Annotated in this window: 20 protein-coding genes; 10 read left to right on the plus strand and 10 right to left on the minus strand. The window is 60.1% G+C overall.

The window, feature by feature from the left end; all coding sequences use genetic code 11:
* Positions 1 to 49: 49 nt before the first annotated feature.
* Positions 50 to 484, minus strand: coding sequence for a glyoxalase superfamily protein (locus TRM7615_RS00500; RefSeq protein WP_181893214.1), 435 nt, complete (start codon positions 482 to 484; stop codon positions 50 to 52).
* A gap of 254 nt (positions 485 to 738) precedes the next feature.
* Between TRM7615_RS00500 and TRM7615_RS00505 the strand changes: the two genes are divergently transcribed.
* Positions 739 to 1584, plus strand: a complete 846-nt coding sequence (locus TRM7615_RS00505) for an alpha-1,2-fucosyltransferase (protein WP_108784960.1) — start codon at positions 739 to 741, stop codon at positions 1582 to 1584.
* 197 nt (positions 1585 to 1781) lie between these two features.
* Here TRM7615_RS00505 and TRM7615_RS00510 read toward each other — a convergent pair whose 3' ends face one another.
* Positions 1782 to 2429, minus strand: a complete 648-nt coding sequence (locus tag TRM7615_RS00510; protein WP_108784961.1) for an RluA family pseudouridine synthase — start codon at positions 2427 to 2429, stop codon at positions 1782 to 1784.
* A 96-nt stretch (positions 2430 to 2525) separates the two neighbouring features.
* Between TRM7615_RS00510 and TRM7615_RS00515 the strand changes: the two genes are divergently transcribed.
* On the plus strand, positions 2526 to 2936 hold the full coding sequence (locus TRM7615_RS00515) for a nuclear transport factor 2 family protein (protein ID WP_108784962.1): 411 nt from the start codon (positions 2526 to 2528) through the stop codon (positions 2934 to 2936).
* Positions 2937 to 2959: 23 nt separating this feature from the next.
* Positions 2960 to 3640, plus strand: coding sequence for an SGNH/GDSL hydrolase family protein (locus tag TRM7615_RS00520; protein WP_235824006.1), 681 nt, complete (start codon positions 2960 to 2962; stop codon positions 3638 to 3640).
* On the opposite strand, the gene rarD is transcribed toward TRM7615_RS00520, so the two are convergent.
* Complete coding sequence (rarD, locus tag TRM7615_RS00525; RefSeq protein ID WP_108784964.1) at positions 3637 to 4542, minus strand: EamA family transporter RarD; 906 nt, start codon at positions 4540 to 4542, stop codon at positions 3637 to 3639. The genes TRM7615_RS00520 and rarD overlap by 4 nt on opposite strands.
* 102 nt (positions 4543 to 4644) lie before the next feature.
* Positions 4645 to 4839, minus strand: a complete 195-nt coding sequence (locus tag TRM7615_RS00530; protein WP_108784965.1) for a DUF1674 domain-containing protein — start codon at positions 4837 to 4839, stop codon at positions 4645 to 4647.
* A 90-nt stretch (positions 4840 to 4929) separates the two neighbouring features.
* Between TRM7615_RS00530 and TRM7615_RS00535 the strand changes: the two genes are divergently transcribed.
* From TRM7615_RS00535 to TRM7615_RS00565, 7 genes are all read left to right on the plus strand, one after another.
* On the plus strand, positions 4930 to 6195 hold the full coding sequence (locus TRM7615_RS00535) for an RsmB/NOP family class I SAM-dependent RNA methyltransferase (protein ID WP_108784966.1): 1266 nt from the start codon (positions 4930 to 4932) through the stop codon (positions 6193 to 6195).
* Positions 6196 to 6277: 82 nt separating this feature from the next.
* Positions 6278 to 8017 (plus strand): heparinase II/III family protein, encoded by a 1740-nt coding sequence (locus TRM7615_RS00540; RefSeq protein WP_108784967.1) that lies wholly within the window; start codon positions 6278 to 6280, stop codon positions 8015 to 8017.
* 21 nt (positions 8018 to 8038) lie between these two features.
* Positions 8039 to 9628, plus strand: a complete 1590-nt coding sequence (purH, locus tag TRM7615_RS00545) for a bifunctional phosphoribosylaminoimidazolecarboxamide formyltransferase/IMP cyclohydrolase (protein WP_108784968.1) — start codon at positions 8039 to 8041, stop codon at positions 9626 to 9628.
* The gene (gene lspA / locus TRM7615_RS00550; RefSeq protein ID WP_108784969.1) at positions 9628 to 10119 is read left to right on the plus strand and encodes a signal peptidase II; all 492 of its coding nucleotides are present in this window, start codon (positions 9628 to 9630) and stop codon (positions 10117 to 10119) included. Before purH ends, lspA begins: the two co-directional genes overlap by 1 nt.
* Positions 10120 to 10169: 50 nt before the next feature.
* Positions 10170 to 10688: a DUF3035 domain-containing protein gene (locus TRM7615_RS00555; protein WP_108784970.1), complete on the plus strand. Its 519-nt coding sequence runs from the start codon at positions 10170 to 10172 to the stop codon at positions 10686 to 10688.
* Positions 10689 to 10802: 114 nt separating this feature from the next.
* Entirely contained in the window at positions 10803 to 12146 is a 1344-nt protein-coding gene (locus TRM7615_RS00560) for a M16 family metallopeptidase (RefSeq protein ID WP_108784971.1), read from the plus strand.
* Entirely contained in the window at positions 12143 to 13453 is a 1311-nt protein-coding gene (locus tag TRM7615_RS00565; protein ID WP_108784972.1) for a M16 family metallopeptidase, read from the plus strand. The genes TRM7615_RS00560 and TRM7615_RS00565 overlap by 4 nt, the downstream gene beginning before the upstream one ends.
* Positions 13454 to 13662: 209 nt before the next feature.
* Here the strand turns inward: TRM7615_RS00565 and TRM7615_RS00570 are convergent, their stop codons facing one another.
* The 6 genes from TRM7615_RS00570 to TRM7615_RS00595 form a co-directional block, all read right to left on the minus strand.
* Positions 13663 to 14478 (minus strand): SDR family oxidoreductase, encoded by an 816-nt coding sequence (locus TRM7615_RS00570; RefSeq protein WP_108784973.1) that lies wholly within the window; start codon positions 14476 to 14478, stop codon positions 13663 to 13665.
* A 29-nt stretch (positions 14479 to 14507) separates the two neighbouring features.
* Positions 14508 to 16841, minus strand: a complete 2334-nt coding sequence (locus TRM7615_RS00575) for an aldehyde dehydrogenase family protein (protein WP_108784974.1) — start codon at positions 16839 to 16841, stop codon at positions 14508 to 14510.
* 266 nt (positions 16842 to 17107) lie between these two features.
* Complete coding sequence (gene deoC, locus TRM7615_RS00580; RefSeq protein WP_108785451.1) at positions 17108 to 18115, minus strand: deoxyribose-phosphate aldolase; 1008 nt, start codon at positions 18113 to 18115, stop codon at positions 17108 to 17110.
* A gap of 161 nt (positions 18116 to 18276) precedes the next feature.
* Complete coding sequence (locus tag TRM7615_RS00585; RefSeq protein WP_108784975.1) at positions 18277 to 20727, minus strand: GcvT family protein; 2451 nt, start codon at positions 20725 to 20727, stop codon at positions 18277 to 18279.
* A 204-nt stretch (positions 20728 to 20931) separates the two neighbouring features.
* Positions 20932 to 21915, minus strand: coding sequence for a GlxA family transcriptional regulator (locus TRM7615_RS00590; RefSeq protein ID WP_108784976.1), 984 nt, complete (start codon positions 21913 to 21915; stop codon positions 20932 to 20934).
* 112 nt (positions 21916 to 22027) lie between these two features.
* A complete protein-coding gene (locus TRM7615_RS00595) occupies positions 22028 to 22918 on the minus strand; it encodes a homocysteine S-methyltransferase family protein (RefSeq protein WP_108784977.1) in 891 nt (296 codons plus the stop codon).
* Positions 22919 to 22925: the final 7 nt, after the last annotated feature.

The raw sequence follows: 22925 nt of genomic DNA on the forward strand, positions 1-22925 counted from the left end.
GAAAATGCGCGGGCCGGGCAGTTCCAATCTGCCCGGCCCGTTTTCCTTGTCATTCCGGCATCACGACCAGTTGCGGCTGACCGTCCGACGTCTTGCGCGTCGAACGCCCATCCCACCCGATCTCACCGCTGACCCGCTGGCGATAAGACGAGAAACTGTCGAACGTCACCACATCCACGGGCTGATCGAAATGCAAGGTCACGCGGCGATGCGATCCGTCCCCCATCGTGGATAGCGCGCGCACTTCTCCCCGGAACGGTTGTCCCAGATACGTACCGCGCACGCGGTCGCCGACCCGCAGCAACATCCGGTTTCCCGCCATCGCATGCAGGGTGTTCCAATCCCGCACGCCATGCTGGGTGGCCACCAGCTCCAGCGCATCACTATGGCTGAGCTGCACACCGGTGCCGCGCAGTTTTTCCCTCAGGCGTTTGGCCTGGGCTTTGAACTCCGACACCGGAGCAATATTTTGAACAGTCGTCATCATTTGCCTCGTTTCTTTCAAACGGACACGCGAAAACATGGACGGGGCTCGCATTGCCATCCGGGCGCGCCGTGAAAGGGGCGTCAGATGTATCAAATCGGGTTTCACCAAAGCCAAATGGCCGCGAGCGGCAGGGGACCCGAACCTAAGCCGGTGAAATAGGAAGCCCAGACCCACATGTCAACGGTATGGCTGGCCATGCCCGGCAGGAGCGCCTAAACAGACACAGACGCCTTCATCACGGACCGCTCGTAATGATCATCACTCGCCTGCACGGCCGCCTCGGCAATCAGATGTTCCAATATGCCGCCGCCGCCGGATTGGCCGCGCGGGTTGGAACACGGGTGGCCCTGGATGCTCGCGGTGCCATTTTGCGCGGCGAAGGCGTGCTGACACGTGTGTTTGATTTGCCGTTGGTCGATCCCGGGCCTTTGCCTCCGTTAAAGTCCAAGGCCCCGCTGCGCTATGCGCTATGGCGCAAATTCGGTAGCGCCCCCAAGTTCCAACGCGAACGAAGCCTGGGCTACAACGCTGAAATCGAGGGGTGGGCAGACGGCAGTTACCTGCATGGGTATTGGCAAAGCGAGAAGTATTTTGGGCGGATTTCACAAGATATTCGGTCAGCGTTTTCCTTTCCCGAATTCTCAAACACGCAGAACGCCGAAATGGCGGCACGCATTGGCGAAGAACAGGCCATCTCGCTCCACGTCCGACGAGGAGACTATGTCAGCCTGAATGCGCATGTGCTCTGCGATCAGAATTATTACGAGGCGGCATTGGCTCGCGTTCTGGAAGGGACAGAAGGCACGCCAACTGTTTTTGTCTTCTCGGACGACCCGCAATGGGCCAAGGACAATCTGCCACTGCCGGTCAAAAAGGTGGTGGTGGACTTCAACGGGCCAGAGACAGATTTCGAGGACATGCGCTTGATGAGCCTGTGTCGCCACAACATCATTGGCAACTCGTCGTTCAGTTGGTGGGCCGCCTGGCTGAACCAGACCCCTGGCAAACAGGTCGCAGGGCCGTCCAAATGGTTCGGCGATCCAAACCTGTCCAATCCCGATATCCTACCCCCGGACTGGCACCGGATTGAGGCATAAGCCCGCCAACATCAAATTGAAATTGCGAGCGTCACAGCTTCGTTCCCGGTGCCCTCCCGCCCGCCTTACGTGCATCAAAGATGCCCTCCTCCCGTTGGCCAGAAAGAAGTCGTGCGCCTCGCTACGCTCGGCGGTTGGCGCTTGTCGCGAACCGAGTGCCCCAAGCGATGCCGCGCCGGGAGCACCCCCGGACTGGATCAGAACGGCGCCTTGGCGCGGAACTTCATCGATAGGCCGCCTTCGGGATGCTTCAGGCGCAGCTCTTCCGAATGCAGCATCAGACGGGGGAAGTCGCGCGCGGGACCTTCGGCATAGAACGGATCGCCCAGGATCGGGTGGCCCAATGCCAGCATGTGCACGCGCAGCTGGTGGGACCGCCCGGTCTTTGGGCTCAGCTTCACCCGTGTGGTTTGACCCTCGTACTTGGCAACCCGCCAATCCGTCACAGCCTGCTTACCGGTCTCGTGGCACACCATCTGACGTGGTCGATTTGGCCAATCGACGATCAGCGGCAGATCCACGGTGCCCGTTTTCGGCTCAAGCCGGCCCCAAACCCGCGCCACATAAATCTTGCGTGTCTGACGTTTTTCAAACTGCATCCCCAGGTGCCGCTGCGCATGCGGCGTCTGGGCAAAGATCATCACGCCCGATGTGTCCCGATCCAGACGATGCACCAGCAGCGCCTGCGGAAATGCCGCCTGCACGCGGCTCAGCAGGCAATCAGCCAGATGCTCCCCTCTCCCGGGCACGGACAAAAGGCCCGAGGGTTTGTCGACCACGATCACCTGCGCATCTTCGTGCAACACGTTCAGCGGGTCGGTGGGGGGATTGTAATCATCGCTCATGCCCGCGTCCCTACCCCAGAGCGCTGCCTCCCGCAACGTCGCCCTTGCAGCCATGTCCACGATGCCGGACCTTTGCGGAAAGAGCGAGGAGACATCATGCACCCGACAATCACCAAGATGCAGGAAGTCGTGGCCAAAGGCGACGAAAGCCTGATCCACGAGCTGCTGGCAGACGACGTCAGCTTCATGCCGCCCACCTACTACAAGACCTGGAAGGGGCGCGAACCGGTTGCCGCTGTGCTGGGCCATGTGGGGCAGGTGTTTTCCGATTTTCGCTATCGGCGCGTGATGGGCGACGGCAAGGACTGGGCGCTGGAGTTTCAATGCAAGGTTGGTGATCTGGACGCTGTTGGCGTCGACCTGATCACGCTGAACGACGATGGGTTGATCGAAACCTTCGAGGTGGTGATGCGCCCCTACAAGACCATTGGCGCGCTGCGTGATGCGATGAACGCTCGGGTCATGACCGACGCCCGCTTCCTCAAGTTCCGCGAGGCACTGTCCTGATCGCAATCGATCAAATATTGCGTGTGCCGCTGGTTCCGGTGCTGGCGGCGCAGGCGATTGGTGTGCGACGCAGGGCGCAATTGCTGGACGAGCCTTCAGGTCCACGCGCAGGGCGTATCGGCACCGGCCCCACCCTAAGGCTGTTGATCACAGGCGACAGCTCGGCCGCCGGAGTTGGCGTGGACCAGCAGGCCCAAGCGCTCAGTGGTCAGTTGGTCGGCCTTTTGAGCAAGGCCTTCACGGTTGACTGGCGCCTAGAGGCCACGACTGGCCACACAACACGGGACGCGATCCAGAATTTGTCGCGGCTTGAGGAATCGTTCGACGTGGTCGTCACCGCGCTTGGCGTCAACGATGTCACGCGATGTGTGACCCGCAATCAGTTCATCAATCGGCAATCGGACCTGATGGGCTTGCTTACCAATCAGCTCGGCGCCTCACAGGTACTGGCCACAGGTGTGCCGCAAATGGACCTCTTCCCTGCCTTGCCTAACCCACTGGCCTGGGTGTTGGGCGAGCAGGCCCGGCGGTTGGACACAGGTCTTGCCCATGTCGCGAGCCAGTTCCCGCACGTACACCACTTCAAATTGGCCATTCCGCCCGAACCTGCTTATGCGGCACAGGATGGCTACCATCCCAGTGCCTTGGCCTATCGGATCTGGGCGCAAATGCTCGCAGATGAGGTTTTTGTCCGGTTCGGTTAAGCCGCGCGACGCATGCTGCGGATCATCGACAGCGAGTAGATCACCAAACCGGCCCAGATCAGCGGAAAGGCAATCATGCGGCCGCGGTCGACCTCTTCCCCGAACACAAACACGGCGTTGATGAAGATCATTGAGGGCGCGATGTACTGCAGGATGCCCACGGTAGACAAACGCAACAGCTTGGCCCCGTTGGCATAAAGGATCAGCGGCACGGCCGTCACCACACCGCACCCGATCAGCAAAGCCGTGTCAGAGATATTGCCTCCAAAACTCGAAACGCCTTGAGAGCCCAGATACGCCAGATACCCAAGCGCCGGGATGGTCAGGATCAGCACCTCAAGCAGGAACCCCTGATTGGGTCCAATGGGCAGAGACTTCTTGAAGAAGGCGTAAAACCCCCAGCTCAGCGTCAGGCTGATGGCGACCCAAGGCAGTTTGCCGGATTCAAAGATCAACACAAGAACACCCGCCCCGGCAAAGGCAATCGCCACCAATTGCGCGCGTGTCAGCCCCTCGCGCAACAGCAAAGCCCCCAGAGCAATGCTGAAGAGCGGGTTGATGTAATAGCCAAGTGCTGCATCCAGCGTGTTTTCATTGGCAATCGCCCAAACGTAAATCCCCCAATTGATCGAAATCAGCGCCGCCGTCACACAGCCCATGGCCAGCATCCGCGGCGTGCGCAAGGCGACCTGCAAGTCCTTGGTGCGCCCCAACAGGATCAACAAAACTCCGGCCAGGGGCACCGACCAGATGACCCGATGCGCTACAACCTCGGCCGCTGGAATATGCGACACGGCTTTCAGGTAGAGAGGCAAAAACCCCCACAGCACATAGGCCGAGATCGCAAAGGCCAGGCCCTGCGGCGTGTCAACGTTCTGAGCGGGTTCGGCTGGGGTGGACATGAACGGGTCTCCGAATGATACCCAATGTCCTTAGGTCACCGGCCCCGGTTTAGGGAATGGAATTCGACCGGATGATTCATCAAGATTTGTGAAACCTCCATCTCAAAAATCGATGGCGAGGCCCTTTTTCTCCCAATCGCCATAGCGCACAGGTTCGGGCCCATCGCGCCCACCCAGTTCTTTGGGCATGGCCTTGACCTTGTCTTCGGCGGCCTTTCGGCGTTCTGCGGCCTCAGCCAACGCACGCTGCGCGGCGGGGGGCAGATCTTTGTTCTGGTCGGCAGGCGTCTCGGTCATGAACGGGTTCCTTTGTCGTACATCCGTGATATACGCGCGCGTCGACCCAAGGCAAGGTGGCCAAAGGTCTCAACACGCAGGAGCCGTTCCATGTCAGACCCAGCAACCAGCGCCCGCCGCAGCGCCATCTACCTGCTTGATCAGGTCTTGGGCGAACAGCGCTTGTTGGCCGAATGCCTGTCTGCCGGTGCTTTGGACAAACTGGCGCCCGAAGATCGCGCGCGGGCACAGCGGCTGGCGGTCGAAACGCTGCGTGGATTGGAACGTGCTGATCGCCTGCTGCAAAAACACCTGCAAAAGAAGCCACCGCTGTCGGTGCACAACGCACTACGCATTGGCACCGTTGAGCTGTGTCAGGGCGAAGCGGCCCATGGCGTGGTGAACTCGATGGTCGACATCGTGTCCCGCAACCGCCGCTACGGTCGGCTCAAGGGGTTGGTGAATGCGGTTCTGCGCAAGATCGCCGCCGAAGGCCCCGAGGCATGGCCCGCATTGCGTGCGCCGCGCCTGCCAAAATGGCTGCGCAGCCCCTTGGCACAAGCCTGGGGGAACGAGGCGATGCTGCAGATCGAACTGGCGCATCTGTCAGGCGCACCGCTGGACTTGACCCTGAAGCCCGGCGTTGATCCTGCGCTTTTGGGTGGAGAGGTTCTGCCCACGGGATCGGTGCGCCTGCGCGATGCGAAACAGGTCTCGACCCTGCCCGGCTTTGACGCTGGCGATTGGTGGGTCCAAGACGTGGCCGCCGCCCTACCAGTCAAGGTTCTGGACCCGCAAAAAGGCGAAGAGATCCTCGACCTGTGCGCCGCACCAGGCGGTAAGACCATGCAGATTGCGGCCGCCGGGGCCAAGGTCACAGCGCTGGACATCAGCGCAAACCGGATGGAGCGGGTACAGGAAAACCTGAACCGCACCGGATTGTCGGCCAACCTGATCACCGGCGATGCGTTGGAGCACCAAGGCAGCTATGACGCGATCCTGCTGGATGCGCCCTGCTCGGCCACAGGCACGATTCGCCGCCACCCCGATTTGCCGCACGCCAAGGACGGCACGCAGTTTGGCGAGTTGATCGAGCTTCAGGGGCGGATGTTGGCCCATGCCTGGAACCTTTTGAAACCTGGCGGGCGGTTGGTGTTCTGTACCTGCTCGCTGCTTCCGGATGAGGGCGAGGTTCAGGTGGAAGAGGCACTGGAGATGTTTCCCGATATGGAAACCGATCGTGCCGCGCTGAACCGTTCCGGCATCAATGCGGCATGGCACACGGAAGAAGGCGGTTTGCGCCTGCGCCCGGACTATTGGCCTGAGCTTGGTGGCATGGACGGATTTTATGTGGCCTGTTTGCGCAAGTCTTCATGAGCCTTGTTATTCATCGGTGACTTGAACGGATTGTGCCGCTATCCTCTGCCTCAAACGCCAAAGAGCGTAAGAGGCAGCTTCGATGTTCAGTCCAGATTCCATGGCCAGTCGACGCACGCGGTTCCTGAACCGTCTGTACGCACGTCTGAGCCAGCGGCGAAAATCGCTTACCGGTTTTGTCTCACAGCCCGAACCGCGCACCATCGGCTCGTTTGCGCGCGGCCGTCAGTTGGTGGCGGGCAACCTGCTCTTTGCCGGGTATCTGGTGGAATCCAAAGAAAGCGGATTGTGGGAGGTCAAAGCCCCCAACGCCGCCTTCGATGCCGAGCGTCACGGGTTTGCCTGGCTGGATGATCTGGCCGCCGTAGGGGATTTCGCCGCGCGCGAAAAAGCCCAAAAATGGCTGTGGGGCTGGATCAAGGTGCATGGCGACGGGCGCGGTCCCGGCTGGACACCGGAACTGGCGGGCCGCCGCCTAATCCGCTGGATCAACCACGCGCTGTTCCTGTTGCGGGGGATGGAACCCGCGCAAAGCGATGCGTTCTTTTTGTCTTTGGCGCAGCAAACCTGGTTCCTGTCGAAACGCTGGCCCGCCGCAACGCCCGGCCTGCCCCGGTTCGAAGCACTCACCGGATTGATCTACTCAGGCCTAGCGCTGGAAGGGAGCGAAGAACTGGCCGACCCAGCGGTGCGTGCATTGGCGATGGACTGCCAAACTCAGATCGACGAGCAAGGCGGGTTGCCCACGCGCAACCCCGAAGAACTGCTTGAAGTCTTCACCCTGCTCACATGGGCCTCTGCCGCCCTGCATGAAGCCGGACGTGGCAATCCGCCTGAGCATTCCGCCGCCATTGCGCGGATCACGCCAACGCTGCGCACCCTGCGCCACGCCGATGGCGGCCTGGCCCGGTTTCATGGTGGCGGTCGTGGTCTGGAAGGGCGATTGGATCACGCTTTGGCTGCCAGCCCCGTCAAACCGATGCACTCCGAAGGGCTGGCCATGGGCTATGCCCGCCTGTCAGCCCACCGCACCAGCGTGGTGATCGACGCCAGCCCACCGCCTTCGGGCGCGGCGTCGTTCAACGCGCATGCATCGACACTGGCATTTGAACTCACTTCGGGGCGTCGTCCGTTGATCGTCAACTGCGGCTCAGGAGAGACCTTTGGCATTGATTGGCGCCGCGCTGGTCGGGCCACGCCGTCACACTCGACGCTGTGTCTGGATGGCTATTCCAGCGCCCGCCTGGCCGATCCGATCAAAGGCACCGCTTACGAGGCTTTGGTCGACGCCCCCAAACATGTTCCCATCGAAATGTCCGAAGCCCCCGATGGCATCCGGTTTCAGGGCGGGCACGACGGCTATGCCGCTGTCTTTGGCCTGACCCATGCCCGAACGCTGGAACTGACGCTCGACGGTCGTGGCATGGTTGGCGAAGACATGTTGTTCGCTCTTGAAGACGACGCCAAGCGCAAGTTCAACAAGGCGATGGATGCAACGGTGCTGGCTGGAATAGGATTCGATATCCGCTTGCACTTGCATCCCGACGTCGACGCGGCAGTGGATTTGGGCGGTGCGGCCGTGTCGATGGCGCTCAAGAGCGGAGAGATCTGGGTTTTCCGTCATGACGGTCAATTTAAATTATCACTGGAACCAAGTGTTTACCTAGAAAAGAACCGTCTGAAGCCGCGCGCGACAAAACAGATCGTTCTATCCGGGCGCGCAATGGAGTATGCGACGCGCATCCGGTGGTCGCTGAGCAAGGCGCAGGACACTGCGGTTGCCATTCGCGATCTGAACCGGGACGAACCCGAATTCGACTGATCACGACAAGGATCCAAGCCCATGACCGACCTTCATCCCGTGCGCCGCGCGCTGCTTTCCGTTTCCGATAAGACCGGATTGATCGAGCTCGGCCAGGCACTGACCGCACGTGGGGTCGAGCTGCTGTCGACCGGCGGCACCGCCAAGGCGCTGCGCGAGGCAGGGCTGGAGGTCAAGGACGTGTCTGATGTGACCGGCTTCCCCGAGATGATGGACGGTCGCGTCAAGACCCTGCACCCGATGGTGCATGGCGGTCTGCTGGCCCTGCGTGACAACGATGCCCACGTTGCTGCGATGAACGAACATGGCATCGGCGCCATCGACCTGCTGGTGGTAAACCTCTACCCGTTCGAGGCGGCCTTGGCCCGTGGCGCCGGTTATGACGAAATGATCGAGAACATCGATATCGGCGGCCCGGCGATGATCCGCGCGGCGTCGAAGAACCACCTGTTCGTAAACGTGGTGACCGACGTTGAAGATTACGACGCGCTGCTGACCGAACTGGACGCCAACGACGGTCAGACGTCCTATGCGTTCCGCCAGCGTCTGTCGCAGATCGCCTATGCCCGCACGGCGGCCTATGACGCAGCCGTGTCGACCTGGATGGCCGGCGCCATTGGCGAAGAAACTCCACGCCGCCGCGCCTTTGCAGGCGAGGTCAAACAGACCCTGCGCTATGGCGAAAACAGCCACCAGAAGGCCGCGTTCTACACCGATGGCTCGAACCGTCCGGGCGTTGCGACTGCCGTGCAGCTGCAGGGCAAGGAGCTGTCTTACAACAACATCAACGACACCGACGCCGCCTATGAGCTGGTGGCTGAGTTTGACCCGGCCGAAAGCGCCGCGGTTGCCATCATCAAACACGCCAACCCCTGCGGCGTAGCCAAGGGCGCGAGCCTGGTCGAGGCCTATCAGAAGGCCTTTGACTGCGACCGCACCTCAGCCTTTGGTGGGATTGTCGCGCTGAACCAGCCGCTGGATGCCGCAACCGCTGCAAAGATCGTCGAGATCTTTACCGAGGTCGTGATTGCACCGGGCGCATCGGACGAAGCGAAAGAGATTTTCGCCGCCAAGAAAAACCTACGCCTGCTGCTGACCGACGCCCTGCCCGACCCGCGCGCGCCCATCACCGCTTACAAGCAGGTTGCAGGCGGTGTTCTGGTTCAGGACAAGGACGTTGGCTATGTGGGACTGGATGACCTGAAAGTCGTGACCAAGAAGGCGCCCACGGACGAGCAGCTGCAAGATCTGCTCTTTGCCTGGAAAGTTGCAAAACACGTCAAATCAAACGCCATCGTCTACGTCAAGGACAACGCCACCGTGGGCGTTGGTGCAGGTCAGATGAGCCGTTTGGACAGTGCCAACGTGGCCGCTGCCAAAGCCGGGCGCATGGCCGCCGAACTGGGCCTGGACGAGAGCCTTGCCAAAGGCTCGGCAGTGGCCTCGGACGCATTCTTCCCCTTTGCTGACGGCTTGCTCGAGGCGGCTGCCGCAGGTGGCACTTGCGTGATCCAGCCGGGCGGTTCGATGCGCGATGACGAAGTAATCGCGGCTGCGGACGAGGCCGGTCTGGCCATGGTCTTTACCGGCATGCGCCACTTCCGCCACTGATGCGCTATGGTCCCCTCATATGGGCCGCCTTCTGGGCCTTTCTGCTCGACCAGATCAGCAAGTATCTGGTCGTGCATGTCATGCGAGTGGCTGATCAACCCGGTGGCATTGACGTGCTGCCGCCACTGCTGACGTTCAAGTATGGCGAAAACCGCGGCATCAACTTTGGCCTGTTTCAGGGCGACAGCTCGGCCTCGGTCTGGATCCTGATCGGATTGTCCGTCGCCATCTGTCTGGGCGTGTTTCTTTGGCTGGCGCGCTCAAATCCCAATCGCTGGATGCTGATGAGCGGAGGCCTGCTGATCGGTGGGGCTTTGGGCAACGTGGTGGACCGTCTGCTTTATGGCTATGTGCTCGATTTCCTGAACATGTCCTGCTGCGGCATCAACAATCCTTTTGTGTTCAACGTTGCCGACGTTTTCATCTTTGCGGGCGCCGCCGGGCTAATCTTGCTGGACAGCAAGAACACGCCAACAAAAAAGGCCCCGTGACGGCGCGCGCCAAATGCGTTAAAAGCCTCTCAAACAGGCAGGAGACAACCATGCGGACGCCGCTTGGAATGATTGCATTGATCGCTGTTGTGGCTGCATCGGGATGCAGCCGGGGCGACGGTTTGAAAGACATCCGGTCCACAGGGGATGGACCGGACGAGTTTGCAGTCATGCCTGTGAAACCCCTGACCGCACCTTCGGACTATGCCGTCCTGCCTGCCCCGACTCCGGGCGGTGCAAATCTTACCGATCCGAATCCAACGGCTGATGCCGTCGTGGCCCTTGGTGGTCGGGCATCTGCGCTTGAAGATACCGGCGTTCCATCGTCAGACAGCGCCCTGGTTGCAGCAACCAGCCGATATGGCGTGCCTGCGAATACACGCACTTCTCTGGCGCAAGAAGACGCTGAGTTCCGCAAACGTCAAGGCCGCTGGACCCGTATCAAGCTGTTCCCGGTGGATCGTTACGAGCAAGTCTACCGCAAGGAATCGCTGGACCCGTACCAACAGACTGACCAATTCCGCAATTCCGGTTTTGGCACGCCTTCGTCACCACCTGCGGGTGAATGATGCTGTGATCACGGACTGACGCGGGAATGAAGTTTTCTTAATTTTGCGTCAGCCCTCCTTGAACATGGAGCGTCCTGTCGTAGGTTGACACACAACCGTCACGGAGGACGCCTGATGATCCGAGCATTTGCTTTGGCCGTCGCAGTCTGTTCCGCCGCGCCCCTGTGGGCCGAGCAAGAGCAACGCGAAGAAGTAACAACCTTTACCCTGGACAACGGCATGGATGTCGTCGTGATCGAAGATCACCGCGCTCCGGTTGTTCAGCACATGGTCTGGTATCGCGCCGGATCAGCCGATGAACCCGTCGGAGTTTCCGGCGTAGCCCATTTCCTGGAACATCTGCTGTTCAAGGCCACCGACACTCTGGAATCGGGTGAATTTTCCGCCACAGTTGCCGCCAACGGCGGACGCGACAACGCATTTACATCGTATGACTACACCGCCTACTTTCAACGTGTGGCCGCCGACCGGCTTGAGCTGATGATGCAGATGGAAAGCGACCGGATGCGCAACATTCGCCTAACAGAGCGCGACATCGCCACCGAGCGCGACGTGATTCTGGAAGAGCGCAATCAACGCACCGACAGCAACCCGCGTTCATTGTTTGGCGAACAACTCAACGCCTCGCAGTACCTCAACCACCGCTATGGTGTGCCCATCATCGGTTGGCGACACGAGATGGAAGAGCTGGACATGGAGGACGCATTGTCTTTCTACCAGACCTACTATTCACCCAACAACGCCATCCTAATCGTTTCGGGCGACGTGGAGCCGGACGAGGTCAAGCAATTGGCTGACAAATACTATGGCGTCATTCCGGCCAACCCGGATTTGCCAGAACGCACCCGCAGCCAGGAACCACCCCAAACTGCCGCCCGCCGCATCGTCTATGAAGACGCCCGCGTCGCGCAGCCTTATGTCCATCGCTCTTACCTGGCGCCCGAACGTGATCCAGGCGAGCAGGAAGACGCAGCCGCTCTGTTCATGTTGGCGCAGCTTCTGGGAGGCGGAACGACATCGTACCTGAACGAAAAACTGCAATTCGACACGCAGACGGTGGTCTATGTCGGCGCTTTCTACAATGGCACGTCGCTGGACGACACGACCTTTGACCTGATCGTTGTGCCCAGCGAAGGCGTGACGCTGCAAGAGGCAGAAGATGCCATGGACGCCACCATTGCCGAGTTCATCGCCGAAGGTGTCGACGCAGGCGACCTGGATCGAATCAAGATGCAGCTTCGCGCCTCGCAGATCTATGCGCGTGACAATGTGGACGGGATTGCCAATCGCTATGGTCAAGCGTTGACCTCAGGCCTGACGGTCGAGGATGTGCAGGCTTGGCCCGAAATCCTGCAGGCCGTCACTGATGAGCAGATCATCGCGGCCGCAAAATCCGTGATCCAACCTGAAACATCCGTAACCGGCTGGCTGATGCGCGAGCAGGAGGTGACCCAATGAAACTGTTCCTGAGTACCCTCGCTGCCGTATTCTTGGCCCTGCCCGTCTGGGCCGAGGTCAAAATTCAAGAGGTGACATCACCCGGCGGCATCGACGCCTGGCTGGTCGAAGAGCACTCGATCCCCTTTACCGCGCTTGAAATCCGCTTTCGCGGCGGCACATCGCTGGACGCTCCAGGCAAGCGTGGGGTGACCAACCTGATGATGGGTCTGATCGAAGAAGGCGCGGGTGATCTGGACGCACGAGCCTATGCCCGCAAGCTGGAATCTCTCGCGGCCTCGTTCTCCTACAATGCCGATGATGACTCGGTGTCGATCTCGGCCCGTTTTCTGACCGAGAACCGGGACGAGGTGATCGATCTGCTGCGCACAACACTCCACCAGCCGCGATTTGATCAGGACGCCATCGACCGTGTGCGGGCCCAAGTCGTCTCGGGGTTGAAATCCGACGCCGAGGACCCGAACACAATCGCGGGCGAAGCCTTTTCGACGATGGCGTTTGGTGACCATCCCTACGCCACAGATGGCAAGGGAACAGTGGACAGCGTGTCCGCCCTGACCCGAGACGATATCGTTGCGGCACACAAGAATATTCTGGCGTTGGATCGCATCTATGTTGGGGCCGTCGGCGACATCACTGCCGAAGAGTTGGGCGCGTTGCTGGATGAGTTGTTGGCCGATCTGCCCGCCGCCGGCGCACCGATCCCCGGCAAGGCAGATGTGACAATCGACGGCGGTGTGACCGTGGTCGACTTCAACACCCCACAATCCGTGGCACTGTTCGGTCACAGTGGCATCGACCGCGATGACGAGGACTTCTTTGCGGCTTACATCCTGAACCACATCCTGGGGGCAGGATCTTTTGAAAGCCGCCTGATGTCGGAAGTCCGTGAAAAACGCGGCCTTACCTATGGTGTTTATTCCTATCTCGTGCCCAAGGATCTGGCCTCGATTTATCTGGGCAGCGTGGCGTCAGGCAACGCGCGTATCGCCGAAGCCATTGACGTGATCCGCGCCGAATGGACCCGCATGGCCAAGGAGGGCGTCACCGAGAAAGAACTTCAGGACGCCAAAACCTATCTGACCGGCGCCTACCCGCTGCGGTTTGATGGCAACGGCCAGATTGCGGGGATCATGGTCGGCATGCAGATGCAGGATCTGCCCATCGACTATATCGCCACCCGCAACGACAAGGTGAATGCCGTAACGATTGAAGACATCAAGCGGGTCGCAGGCGAGTTGCTGAAACCCGATGAGCTGCACTTTGTGGTGGTTGGCAAGCCCGAAGGGTTGGAGACAACCAACTAGGCACCTAACCGCTCGGGGGCGCTCCCGCACCCGAGCGATCCCGACTTTGTCGGCACCGCTAACGGCTTTGGGCGGAGCGCCGGGCAATGCCCGGCGCGGCCTCACCAAGACGCACCCGCCGAGCGCAGCGAGGCACAGCCCAACTGGAGGACATGTCCCGCAAGGGACATCGACGACGGGCGGGAGAGCTCCCTTTCCGGACGGTGATCTTAGCTGCCGCCCTTGGACATCGACCGCAGCATTTGCCCGATCATCTGCCCCGGTCGACCAGACCCGCGCTGATACAGCGCGCCATCGACGGCCAGAACCGTCCCACTGATGTACCCCGCCAGATCCGACCCGAGAAACAGGCAGGCGTTGGCCACATCCTGAGGCTGACCCCAACGGCCCAAAGGCACATCGCGTTTGAACTTCTCTTCGGCGTCCGGTGTGGGCGCAAGGCGCTTGGCGCCTTCGGTCCCTTCGATGAACCCCGGCACGACCGAGTTCACGCGGATCCCCTCCAGCCCCCATTCCATCGACAGGGTACGGGTGATCTGGTCCACACCTGCCTTTGCCGCGCAGACGTGGCTCTGCCCCTCATACGGCAGATAGGACTGCGGAGCCGAAATGTTGATGATGCTTGCACCAGGACGACGCAGGAATTCATAGGCGCCTTTCATCACGTGGATGGTGCCCATCAGATCGATGTCGATCACGGTTTTAAAGGCATTGATAGACATCTCGGCGGCAAGAGCCGGAAAGTTGCCGGCCGCCCCCGACACCAACACGTCGAAGTCGCCAAATGCGTCATGAAACCCTTTGAGGCCTGCCGCCACAGCTTCGGCATCGCGCACGTCAAATGCAGCGCCAACTGCCTCCTGCGCGCCCGCAGCTTTCAGCGCCGCAACCGTGTCGTCTACCTTTTCCTGCGACCGGCTGGCGACGGCCAGCTTTGCGCCCGAGGCCGCAAAAGCCTCGGCGATGCCACGGTTGATCCCGCTGGTGCCACCGATGACGACGACCGTCTTACCTGCAAAGTCCATGTAGAGTCTCCCCGTTTTTACGGGGTGCCCTACTCGCCGTAAGGCACCCAGATGTTCTTGATCTCGGTCGCAGCCTGAAGGAACTTGCGGCTGTGGTCCACGCTCCAATCGGTTGCCGTGGCGTTATTCACCCAGGTCCGTTTCAGGTTGCCCGCTGCCGCCTGTTCGATCTGCACAGACACATCGCTGGACGAGAACGACCAGACTGCATCGACGTTCAGATGCGAGGCCAGGGGTTTCGCCAATTCGGCATGGCTGCCGGTCAGGATGTTCACGACACCCGCAGGCACGTCCGAGGTTTCCAGGATCTGATAAAAGTCGGTCGCCGCCAGCGGGTACGGCTCGCTTGCGGCCAGAACCACCCGGTTGCCCATGGCAATCGCCGGGGCCATGACCGAGACCAGACCCAGCAAAGGTGCCTCATCCGCGCACAGCGCGCCGATCACGCCGGTGGGTTCTTTCATCGCCAATGCAACACCTCGGATCGGGACGCCGTGCACCTGACCGTCGTATTTGTCAGCCCAGGCCGCCGCGGTGAACAAGCGCTGGATCGAGGTCTCGACCTCTTTCGCGCCTGTCTTTTTGCCGGTCAGCGTGTCAATACGATGGGCAAACTCACCCGCACGGGCCGAGAGGTTTTCGCCAATGTAATACAGGATCTGCGCCCGAAGATGGCCGTTGGCCTTGGCCCACCCCTTGGCGCCCGCTGCTGCCTCAACCGCGTTGCGCACGTCCTTGCGGTTGGCCAGACCCACGTGACCCAACAAGCCCGATTTGCCCCAGATCGGCTTGGAGTAACCGCTGTCTGGACGCGCTTGTTTGCCCCCCACATACATCTTGGCAGTGCGGTCGATTGCGTCAACCGGCGCGCCTTCGCCTGCCGTAGCTTCAACCTTGGCCAGTGGCTTGGTTTTGCCTTTGGGCTTGGTATAGGCGCTCAGGCCCTCCCAGCCACCTTCGCGGCCAAACCCGCTCTCACGCACACCACCAAAGCCAGCCGCCGCGTCAAAGAGGTTCGTGGCATTCACCCAGACAACACCCGCAACCAGCTTGGGTGCGATGTCGAGGGCGAGGTTCACGTTCTCGGTCCAGACCGTGGCTGCCAGACCATAACGCGTGTTGTTGGCCAGCTCGACCGCCTCAGCAGGCGTGCGGAAGGTCGACGAGACCAGCACTGGGCCAAAGATCTCTTCCTGCATCAGCGGGTCGCTGGTTTCCAGACCGGTGATCAGGGTCGGTGGGAAGTAGCAGCCGTTTTCCGGCATGTCGCAAGCAGCTTGATAGAGCTCACCGGCGGTGTTGTTGTCGACCATGCCCTTGATCGTCTGCAACTGAACCGGGTCCACCACCGCACCCACATCAATGCATTTGTCGAGCGGATTACCGATGCGCAGCCCGTCCATGCGCGCGCGCAGTTTGGTGTGGAAACGATCTGCGATCCCCTCTTGTACCAACAGGCGCGATCCGGCGCAGCAGACCTGACCCTGGTTGAACCAGATGGCGTCAACCAGACCCTCGATCGCTGAATCAATGTCGGCGTCGTCAAAGACGATGTAGGCGGATTTGCCGCCCAGTTCCAAAGTCAGTTCTTTACCGGAACCTGCGGTCGCCTCGCGAATGCGACGACCCACCGAGGTCGAGCCGGTAAAGGCGATCTTGTCCACGTCAGAGGCCACGATCATTTCGCCCACGGCACCGTCACCAGTGACGATGTTGACCACGCCCTTGGGCAGGCCAGCCTGTGTGCAGATGTCGGCAAACAGCAGAGCGGTCAGCGAGGTGTATTCGGCAGGCTTCAGAACCACAGTGTTTCCCATGGCCAGTGCGGGCGCGATTTTCCAAGCCAGCATCAGCAGAGGGAAATTCCACGGAATGATCTGACCGCAAACACCCAAAGCTTCCGCATCAGGCAGCTCGCTTTCCTTCAACTGCGCCATGCCCGCGTGATAGTAGAAATGCCGCTGTGCCAACGGGATATCGATGTCGCGGCTCTCGCGGATCGGCTTGCCGTTGTCCATCGACTCCAGCACGGCAAACAGGCGCGAATGTTTCTGCAGCAGACGCGCAATCGCATAGAGGTAACGCGCCCGGCCTGCACCGCCCAGACCTTCCCACTTGGGTTGGGCTTTACGGGCGGCATCAACAGCAGCATCCACATCCGCCTGAGACGCTTGGCTCAGTGTTGCCAAAACCTCTCCCGTCGCGGGATTGCGGCTTTCGAACCCGTCACCAGGTTTGGTGAAAGCCCCATTGATGAAGTGACCAAACCGGTCACCCTGATCCACCAGCCAAGCCAGAGCCTCGGCGGCACTTTCGGGGGCGGGGCCATAATCCATGGTCTCAAAGATCTCTTTTACAGTCATGGTTTTCTCTCTCAACTCGCCGCTCGCCCTGGTTCGCACCAGAATCTTGTCTTTACCGAGGGTTGATTCTGAAACAAATCGGCAGCCAGCCAACAGTTTTCGAAGTTGTACTTTTCGCCATTTAAGCTGTCGAATGTCGCTATGTGAACTTTCTTGATGTCTGGAACCAAGGAGCTACGGTACAGCGAGTATACTTCCTCGGACGCAATCGACACAGTTCCGATGAAAATCAGACAGACAGCAAAGGCAATTCGACCACACATTGTTCACCCCATGGAGTGACGGTAACCGGCGGAGTATGCCCCGGTGACATGGTGTTCCAACTGACGTTCAATGTCGCCCAGCAGGGAGGAAGCGCCAAAACGGAACAGGTCAGGTTGCAGCCAGCGATCGCCCAGCTCGTCCTTGATCAGCGACAGATAGGTCACCGCGTCCTTGGCCTTGGAAATACCACCGGCGGGTTTGTAACCGACACGGTATCCGGTGCGATCATAGTAGTCGCGGATCGCGCGGATCATCACCAGCGTAACTGGCAATGTGGCGTTGACGCTTTCCTTGCCGGTCGAGGTCTTGATGAAATCGGCCCCTGCCATCATGCACACCAGCGAGGCGCGCGCGACGTTGCGCAGGCTGCCCAACTCTCCAGTGGCCAGGATCGCTTTGACATGAGCATCGCCACAGGCCGCGCGAAAGGCCTTCATCTCGTCATAGAGGGCTTGCCAATCGCCCGACAGCACGTGCCGACGCGAGATCACAATGTCGATCTCCTCGGCGCCTGCCTTCACGCTCTCTTCGATCTCGGCGACGCGCAGGTGGAAGGGCGAAAGGCCCGCCGGGAAACCGGTGGAAACCGCTGCAACCGGGATGCCAGTGCCTTTCAAAGCGTCCACGGCCGTTTCGATCATGTCGTGATAGACACAGACAGCGCCGGTGGTGATCGCGGGCATATCCATCGCATCCAGCAGCGCACCCGACACAGGCTGGCGCGCCTTGGCGCACAGGCGGCGCACGCGGCCGACTGTGTCATCGCCTGACAGCGTCGTCAGGTCGATCATGGTGATCGCCTTGAGCAGCCAGGCCGCTTGATAATCCTTTTTCACCGATCGGCGTCCGGGCAATGTCGCGGCCCGGCGCTCGATGGCCGATGTATTGGCCTGCACGGCCCGCACCCAATCCAGGTCCAGCTCGGTGCCTGGGTTTCGGGGTTCCGTGACAAGCGGCAGATGCGCGGTGCGCACGGGTGTCTCAGCGCTTTGGGTGCTCTGCGATTCCATCTGATGCATCCTCTGAGGAGTTAGAGGCGCAAAATCGCATGGGTGCGGCATATTGGCAAGCGACGCGCCGGGTTTGACGGGGCGTTTTTTGACCAAATGGCAAAATTTTTTGGACGGGGCGAGTGTTTCGCCCCATCCATGTGGTTTCCAGATCCGTCAGATCAGGCTTTGACCCGCTCAGACTTGGGATCGTACATCGGCTTGAGCGAGGCTTCGGCCTTCACTCGCGTTCCCATGACGTCGATCTCATAGGTCGAAGCCAGAACCTCGGCGGCGGTTTCGCCTTCGCAGGGCACGTAGCCCAGACCAACGGCGGCACCCAGGTGGTGACCGTAAGAACCGGAGCTGAGGTAGCCCACAATCTCGCCATCCCGGATCACTGGCTCGTTGTGATAGAGCAGCGGCTCGGCATCGGTCAGTTTGAACTGAAGCAGGCGGTTCTTGAGACCTTCTTCTTTCTTGCGCAGCACAGCATCGCGACCGATGAAGTCGGGCTTGTCGGTCTTGACTGCAAAGCCCAGACCCGCCTCGAGCACGTGATCTTCAGAGGTGATATCGTGGCCAAAGTGACGGAACCCCTTTTCGATACGGCACGTGTCCATCATGTGCATGCCGCAGAGTTTCAGGCCAAGGTCCTGACCCGCTTCGTGCAGCACCTCAAAAGCATGGCCTGCCATGTCGGAGGAGACATAAATCTCCCAACCCAGCTCACCCACATAAGTTACGCGGTGCACGCGGGCCAGGCCCATGCCCAGCTCGATCTCTTGCGCGGTGCCAAACGGGTTCACCTCGTTCGAGAAGTCGTTGGGCGACACCATCTGCAACAGCTTACGCGCATTGGGGCCCATGACCGCCAGAACGCCTTCGCCAGCCGTCACATCGGTGATCACCACGTTGAAGTTGCCCTGATGACGGCGCATCCAGGTTTCATCCGCCAGACGGGTCGCTGCCGGTGTGACCACCAGATAGGCGGTTTCCGACATGCGGGTGACGGTCACATCCGCCTCAATCCCGGCGCGGCTGTTCAGGAACTGGGTATAGACGATCTTGCCCACTGGCACATCGTACTGGCCACCGCCTATGTAGTTCATGAAGGCGCACGCATCGGGGCCCTCGACGCGGATTTTCCCAAAGGACGACATGTCATACATGCCCACATTGGTGCGGATCGCGTTGTGCTCTTCAGCTACGTTGTCAAAGAAGTTCTGGCGCTTCCAGCTGTATTCATACTCGGGCGTCTGACCCTGACGCGCGAACCAGTTGGCACGTTCCCATCCAGCCAACTCACCGAACACCGCGCCGTTTTCCTTCAGGTGGTGATGGAACGGGGTGCGGCGCACGCCACGGGCGGTTGCCTTTTGGCGGAACGGGAAGTGGTCGGCATAGAGCAGACCCAGCGTCTCTTTCGAGCGTTCGAACAGATACTGTTTGTTGCCCTGGAACGGCTGCATGCGGCTGATGTCCACATCGCCCAGGTCGAACGGTTTTTCGCCGCTGTCCATCCATTCGGCCAGCGCATGACCCGCGCCACCGGCGGATTGAATACCGATCGAGTTGAAGCCTGCTGCGACCCAGACGTTGTCCATCTCGGGCGCCAGACCCAAGTGATACGCGTCATCTGGGGTGAAGCTTTCGGGACCGTTGAAGAACGTGTGAATACCCGCCTCTGCCAGCATCGGCATCCGCTCGCAGGCGGCTTCGAGGATCGGCTCGAAGTGATCGAAGTCTTCGGGCAGCTGGTCGAATTCAAAGGTATCGGGGATACCTTTCATCGCCCAAGGCTTGGCATTGGGTTCAAAGGCGCCAAGCAGGATCTTGCCTGCGTCTTCTTTGTAGTACGCGCATTCATCCGGCACCCGCAGAACCGGCAGTTGAGTCAGACCGTCGATGCTTTCGGTCACGATGTAAAAGTGCTCGCACGCGTGCAGTGGTACGTTGGTGTTGGACATCCGACCAACTTCGTGGCCCCACATGCCCGCACAGTTCACGATCATGTCGCATTCGATGTAGCCGCTTTCCGACCCATCGTCCGACTGCCAATCAACGCCAGTGACCTTGCGGCCATCACGCGCGATGTTGGTGACCTTGGTGCGTTCCTTGACGACGCCACCACGCTGACGCGCGCCCTTGGCCAGGGCGAGCGCGATGTTGGCGGGGTCGCCCTGACCGTCAAGCGGCAGGTGCACAGCGCCTTTGACATCTTCGACGTTCAGGTGGGGATAGAGTTCGGCCACGCGTTCATTCGAGATCTCGTGCACCTCGACACCAAAGGCGCGGGCCATGGCCGCCTGACGGTAAATCTCTTCCTTGCGCTCTTCGGTCAGGGCCACAGTGATCGAACCGCAGCGTTTGAAGCCGGTGGCAACGCCGGTCTCTTCCTCCAGTGTTCCGTAGAGTTCCTGGCTGTATTTCGCGAGCTTTGTCATATTCGCCGTCGCGCGCAGCTGCGCAATCAAACCGGCTGCATGCCAGGTGGTGCCGCTGGTCAACTGCTTACGCTCCAGCAGGACAACGTCGCTCCAGCCTTTTTTGGTCAGGTGATAGGCCACCGAGCAGCCAATGACACCGCCGCCGATGATGACCACGCGGGCCTTGTTGGGAAGATCGGCCATGTTTTTCTCCGCCTCAGAATTAGAGCGTGCCGACGTCTAATCGGAAACAGAAGAACGCTGCCTCTCGCTTACGCTCGAACGCGTTGTCTGTTGCGTTCTTGGATCTGACCAAACGCGGCTCGCTGTAGATGCGCAAGATTGGCACATCGAGGCGACGAAAAATCCACAAAAAGCGTCAGGGAATCCGCCAAAATCACCCGCAAATTACCCGGGCAATGAACGGCGCTGACGACGCAGAACAAAGGGCGTTATGCCGTAGAAGCTTTTGTAAACCGCAGAAAACCCGTTGGGAAAACCACAAGCCAGGCCGATTTCACGCACGCTCATAGTGGTATTCAGCAGCAGGTTGTTTGCTTTGGCCAACCTCATTTCCCGATAGAAGGTGTTCGGTGTCGCCCCCAAGTAGGTCTTGAATTTCCGTTCCAACGAGCGATTCGACAGGCCCAGCGCGGCGACGATTTCATTGATCGGAACGGGATCTTCAACATTGGCCTGCATGATCTTGATGCATTGATCCAGTTTGTCGTCGCCCGTGGTCGTTGTCTTGACGCCCGAAAATGGCTGCTGCGAGCCAAAGTCGCGAATCTTCTCGTGCAGCAGGATGTCCGCCACCGTCATCCGCGCCGCGCCCGAGATATGCCTCCCGATCACCTCGAGAGTCACGTCCACTGTCGCGCCCATGCCGGCACAAGTCACGACCGGGCCATTTTCTGTTGCAATTGAAAAATTTGCGTCGAAGGCACCTGTCCGCTCGCGTAGGAAAGCCGAGTTTTCCCAATGGGTGGTGTGGGATTCCACCTCGCCGTTGTCGTGGATGTAACGGCTGGCGGCCTCGGCCAACAGGAACACTTGCGCGCCGCGATAGGTGTAGTCGGATACCTTTCGACCCAAGGCCAGATCGGGACAGTCCGGGTCAGCGTTGCCGATGACAAAGACATAGTCCGCATTGGGTTGGTTGGTCATCCGCTCGGTCGACACAATCGCGCCCGAGCTGCTTTCGATCATCCCGCCCGACAGCGAACGATAGGTCCAGGCAAAGGGTGGCGTCGGGCAGACACGATTGGCCAAACGGATGACGTCAACGACACCCGCCAGCTCGGTCAGGACAAAACCATTCGCCACGACAATATCAAATTGCCATTGGCGGTTGGTGTCCGACACCAGATGCAGTTTGTTTTTTCCACCCATGTCGCCGCCTCCCTTTGGCGATTTGAGAGCAGTGGCCTCACAAATACCTTGCCGCGCTTCGCGCTTTCAGGACATTTGCGATCCGCTTCCCTCAGACGAATTTCAAAGCGTTCTAAACGATACGATGCCCCGCATCCCGCAATTGGCGTGCCAATTCTGCAATGTGCGCAGGCCCCACTTCGCAACAGCCACCGACAATCGACGCCCCCTGCGCGACCCATCCCATAGCGTGTTCTGCGTAAGCCTCAGGTCCAAGGTCGGCTCGCTGCTCCAGCGCATCAACGGTTGGGGCATCTTTCAAGAACCCCTCGCTGATGCGGGTAAAACCATTTGCATAGCCCCCAAAAGGGCGGCCAAAGCCCTTGACGATATCCAGCGCGGCGGGCAGCGCCTCAGGGCGGGAGCAATTGATAAGCACCGCCTCCGGATCAAACCGCTCGACCAGCGCTGCCATATCTGCCAACGGCTCACCCGAGCGCAAATGGGAACCGTCATCATCCATGACCGACAAGGACAACCAAACCGGTTTTTCCGTACCTTCAACGCCACGCAGGGCACCTTCGGCCTCTTGCAGAGAGCACACAGTTTCCAACAGGAACAGGTCCACGCGGTCCTTCATCATGTCCGCCAGTTCGCCGAATTTTTCTGCAGCGTCATCAGGATCAGGTTTCAAGTCCGGTCGGTAAGACGCCAACAACGGCCCCAGAGAGGCTGCAATTCGCCCGCTGCCCTGTCGGGCGCGCTCGGCCTGGGACAGAGCGGTTTCGATCAGATCGGGCAGCTGGTCTTCCATGTCGACACGCACCAAGCGCGAGCGATGAACGGCGTAGGTGTTGGTCGTGGCGACCGTGGCACCCACGTCGAAATAAGATTTGTGCACATCGCCCACCAGTTCAGGATGGTCGATCATAACGCGGGTGGACCAGAGTGGCGTCGCCCGGTCACCACTGCGCTTGACCAGCTCTTGCCCGATCGAGCCATCCAGAAGAGTAATATCAGCCATTCTCAGT

It is taken from the genome of Falsiruegeria mediterranea M17 (genome assembly GCF_900302455.1).
In the GTDB taxonomy this organism is placed as follows: Bacteria; Pseudomonadota; Alphaproteobacteria; order Rhodobacterales; family Rhodobacteraceae; genus Falsiruegeria; species Falsiruegeria mediterranea.

Bases quoted from the DNA above. Each gene is read 5' to 3' on its own strand.
- TRM7615_RS00555 (WP_108784970.1), top strand. From the start codon at position 10,170: ATGCGGACGCCGCTTGGAATGATTGCATTGATCGCTGTTGTGGCTGCA.
- deoC (WP_108785451.1), bottom strand. From the start codon at position 18,115: ATGGAATCGCAGAGCACCCAAAGCGCTGAGACACCCGTGCGCACCGCG.
- TRM7615_RS00565 (WP_108784972.1), top strand. From the start codon at position 12,143: ATGAAACTGTTCCTGAGTACCCTCGCTGCCGTATTCTTGGCCCTGCCC.
- TRM7615_RS00570 (WP_108784973.1), bottom strand. From the start codon at position 14,478: ATGGACTTTGCAGGTAAGACGGTCGTCGTCATCGGTGGCACCAGCGGG.
- TRM7615_RS00575 (WP_108784974.1), bottom strand. From the start codon at position 16,841: ATGACTGTAAAAGAGATCTTTGAGACCATGGATTATGGCCCCGCCCCC.
- TRM7615_RS00595 (WP_108784977.1), bottom strand. From the start codon at position 22,918: ATGGCTGATATTACTCTTCTGGATGGCTCGATCGGGCAAGAGCTGGTC.
- TRM7615_RS00505 (WP_108784960.1), top strand. From the start codon at position 739: ATGATCATCACTCGCCTGCACGGCCGCCTCGGCAATCAGATGTTCCAA.
- rarD (WP_108784964.1), bottom strand. From the start codon at position 4,542: ATGTCCACCCCAGCCGAACCCGCTCAGAACGTTGACACGCCGCAGGGC.
- TRM7615_RS00515 (WP_108784962.1), top strand. From the start codon at position 2,526: ATGCACCCGACAATCACCAAGATGCAGGAAGTCGTGGCCAAAGGCGAC.
- TRM7615_RS00510 (WP_108784961.1), bottom strand. From the start codon at position 2,429: ATGAGCGATGATTACAATCCCCCCACCGACCCGCTGAACGTGTTGCAC.
- purH (WP_108784968.1), top strand. From the start codon at position 8,039: ATGACCGACCTTCATCCCGTGCGCCGCGCGCTGCTTTCCGTTTCCGAT.
- TRM7615_RS00535 (WP_108784966.1), top strand. From the start codon at position 4,930: ATGTCAGACCCAGCAACCAGCGCCCGCCGCAGCGCCATCTACCTGCTT.
- TRM7615_RS00585 (WP_108784975.1), bottom strand. From the start codon at position 20,727: ATGGCCGATCTTCCCAACAAGGCCCGCGTGGTCATCATCGGCGGCGGT.
- TRM7615_RS00500 (WP_181893214.1), bottom strand. From the start codon at position 484: ATGACGACTGTTCAAAATATTGCTCCGGTGTCGGAGTTCAAAGCCCAG.
- TRM7615_RS00560 (WP_108784971.1), top strand. From the start codon at position 10,803: ATGATCCGAGCATTTGCTTTGGCCGTCGCAGTCTGTTCCGCCGCGCCC.
- TRM7615_RS00530 (WP_108784965.1), bottom strand. From the start codon at position 4,839: ATGACCGAGACGCCTGCCGACCAGAACAAAGATCTGCCCCCCGCCGCG.
- lspA (WP_108784969.1), top strand. From the start codon at position 9,628: ATGCGCTATGGTCCCCTCATATGGGCCGCCTTCTGGGCCTTTCTGCTC.
- TRM7615_RS00590 (WP_108784976.1), bottom strand. From the start codon at position 21,915: ATGGGTGGAAAAAACAAACTGCATCTGGTGTCGGACACCAACCGCCAA.
- TRM7615_RS00540 (WP_108784967.1), top strand. From the start codon at position 6,278: ATGTTCAGTCCAGATTCCATGGCCAGTCGACGCACGCGGTTCCTGAAC.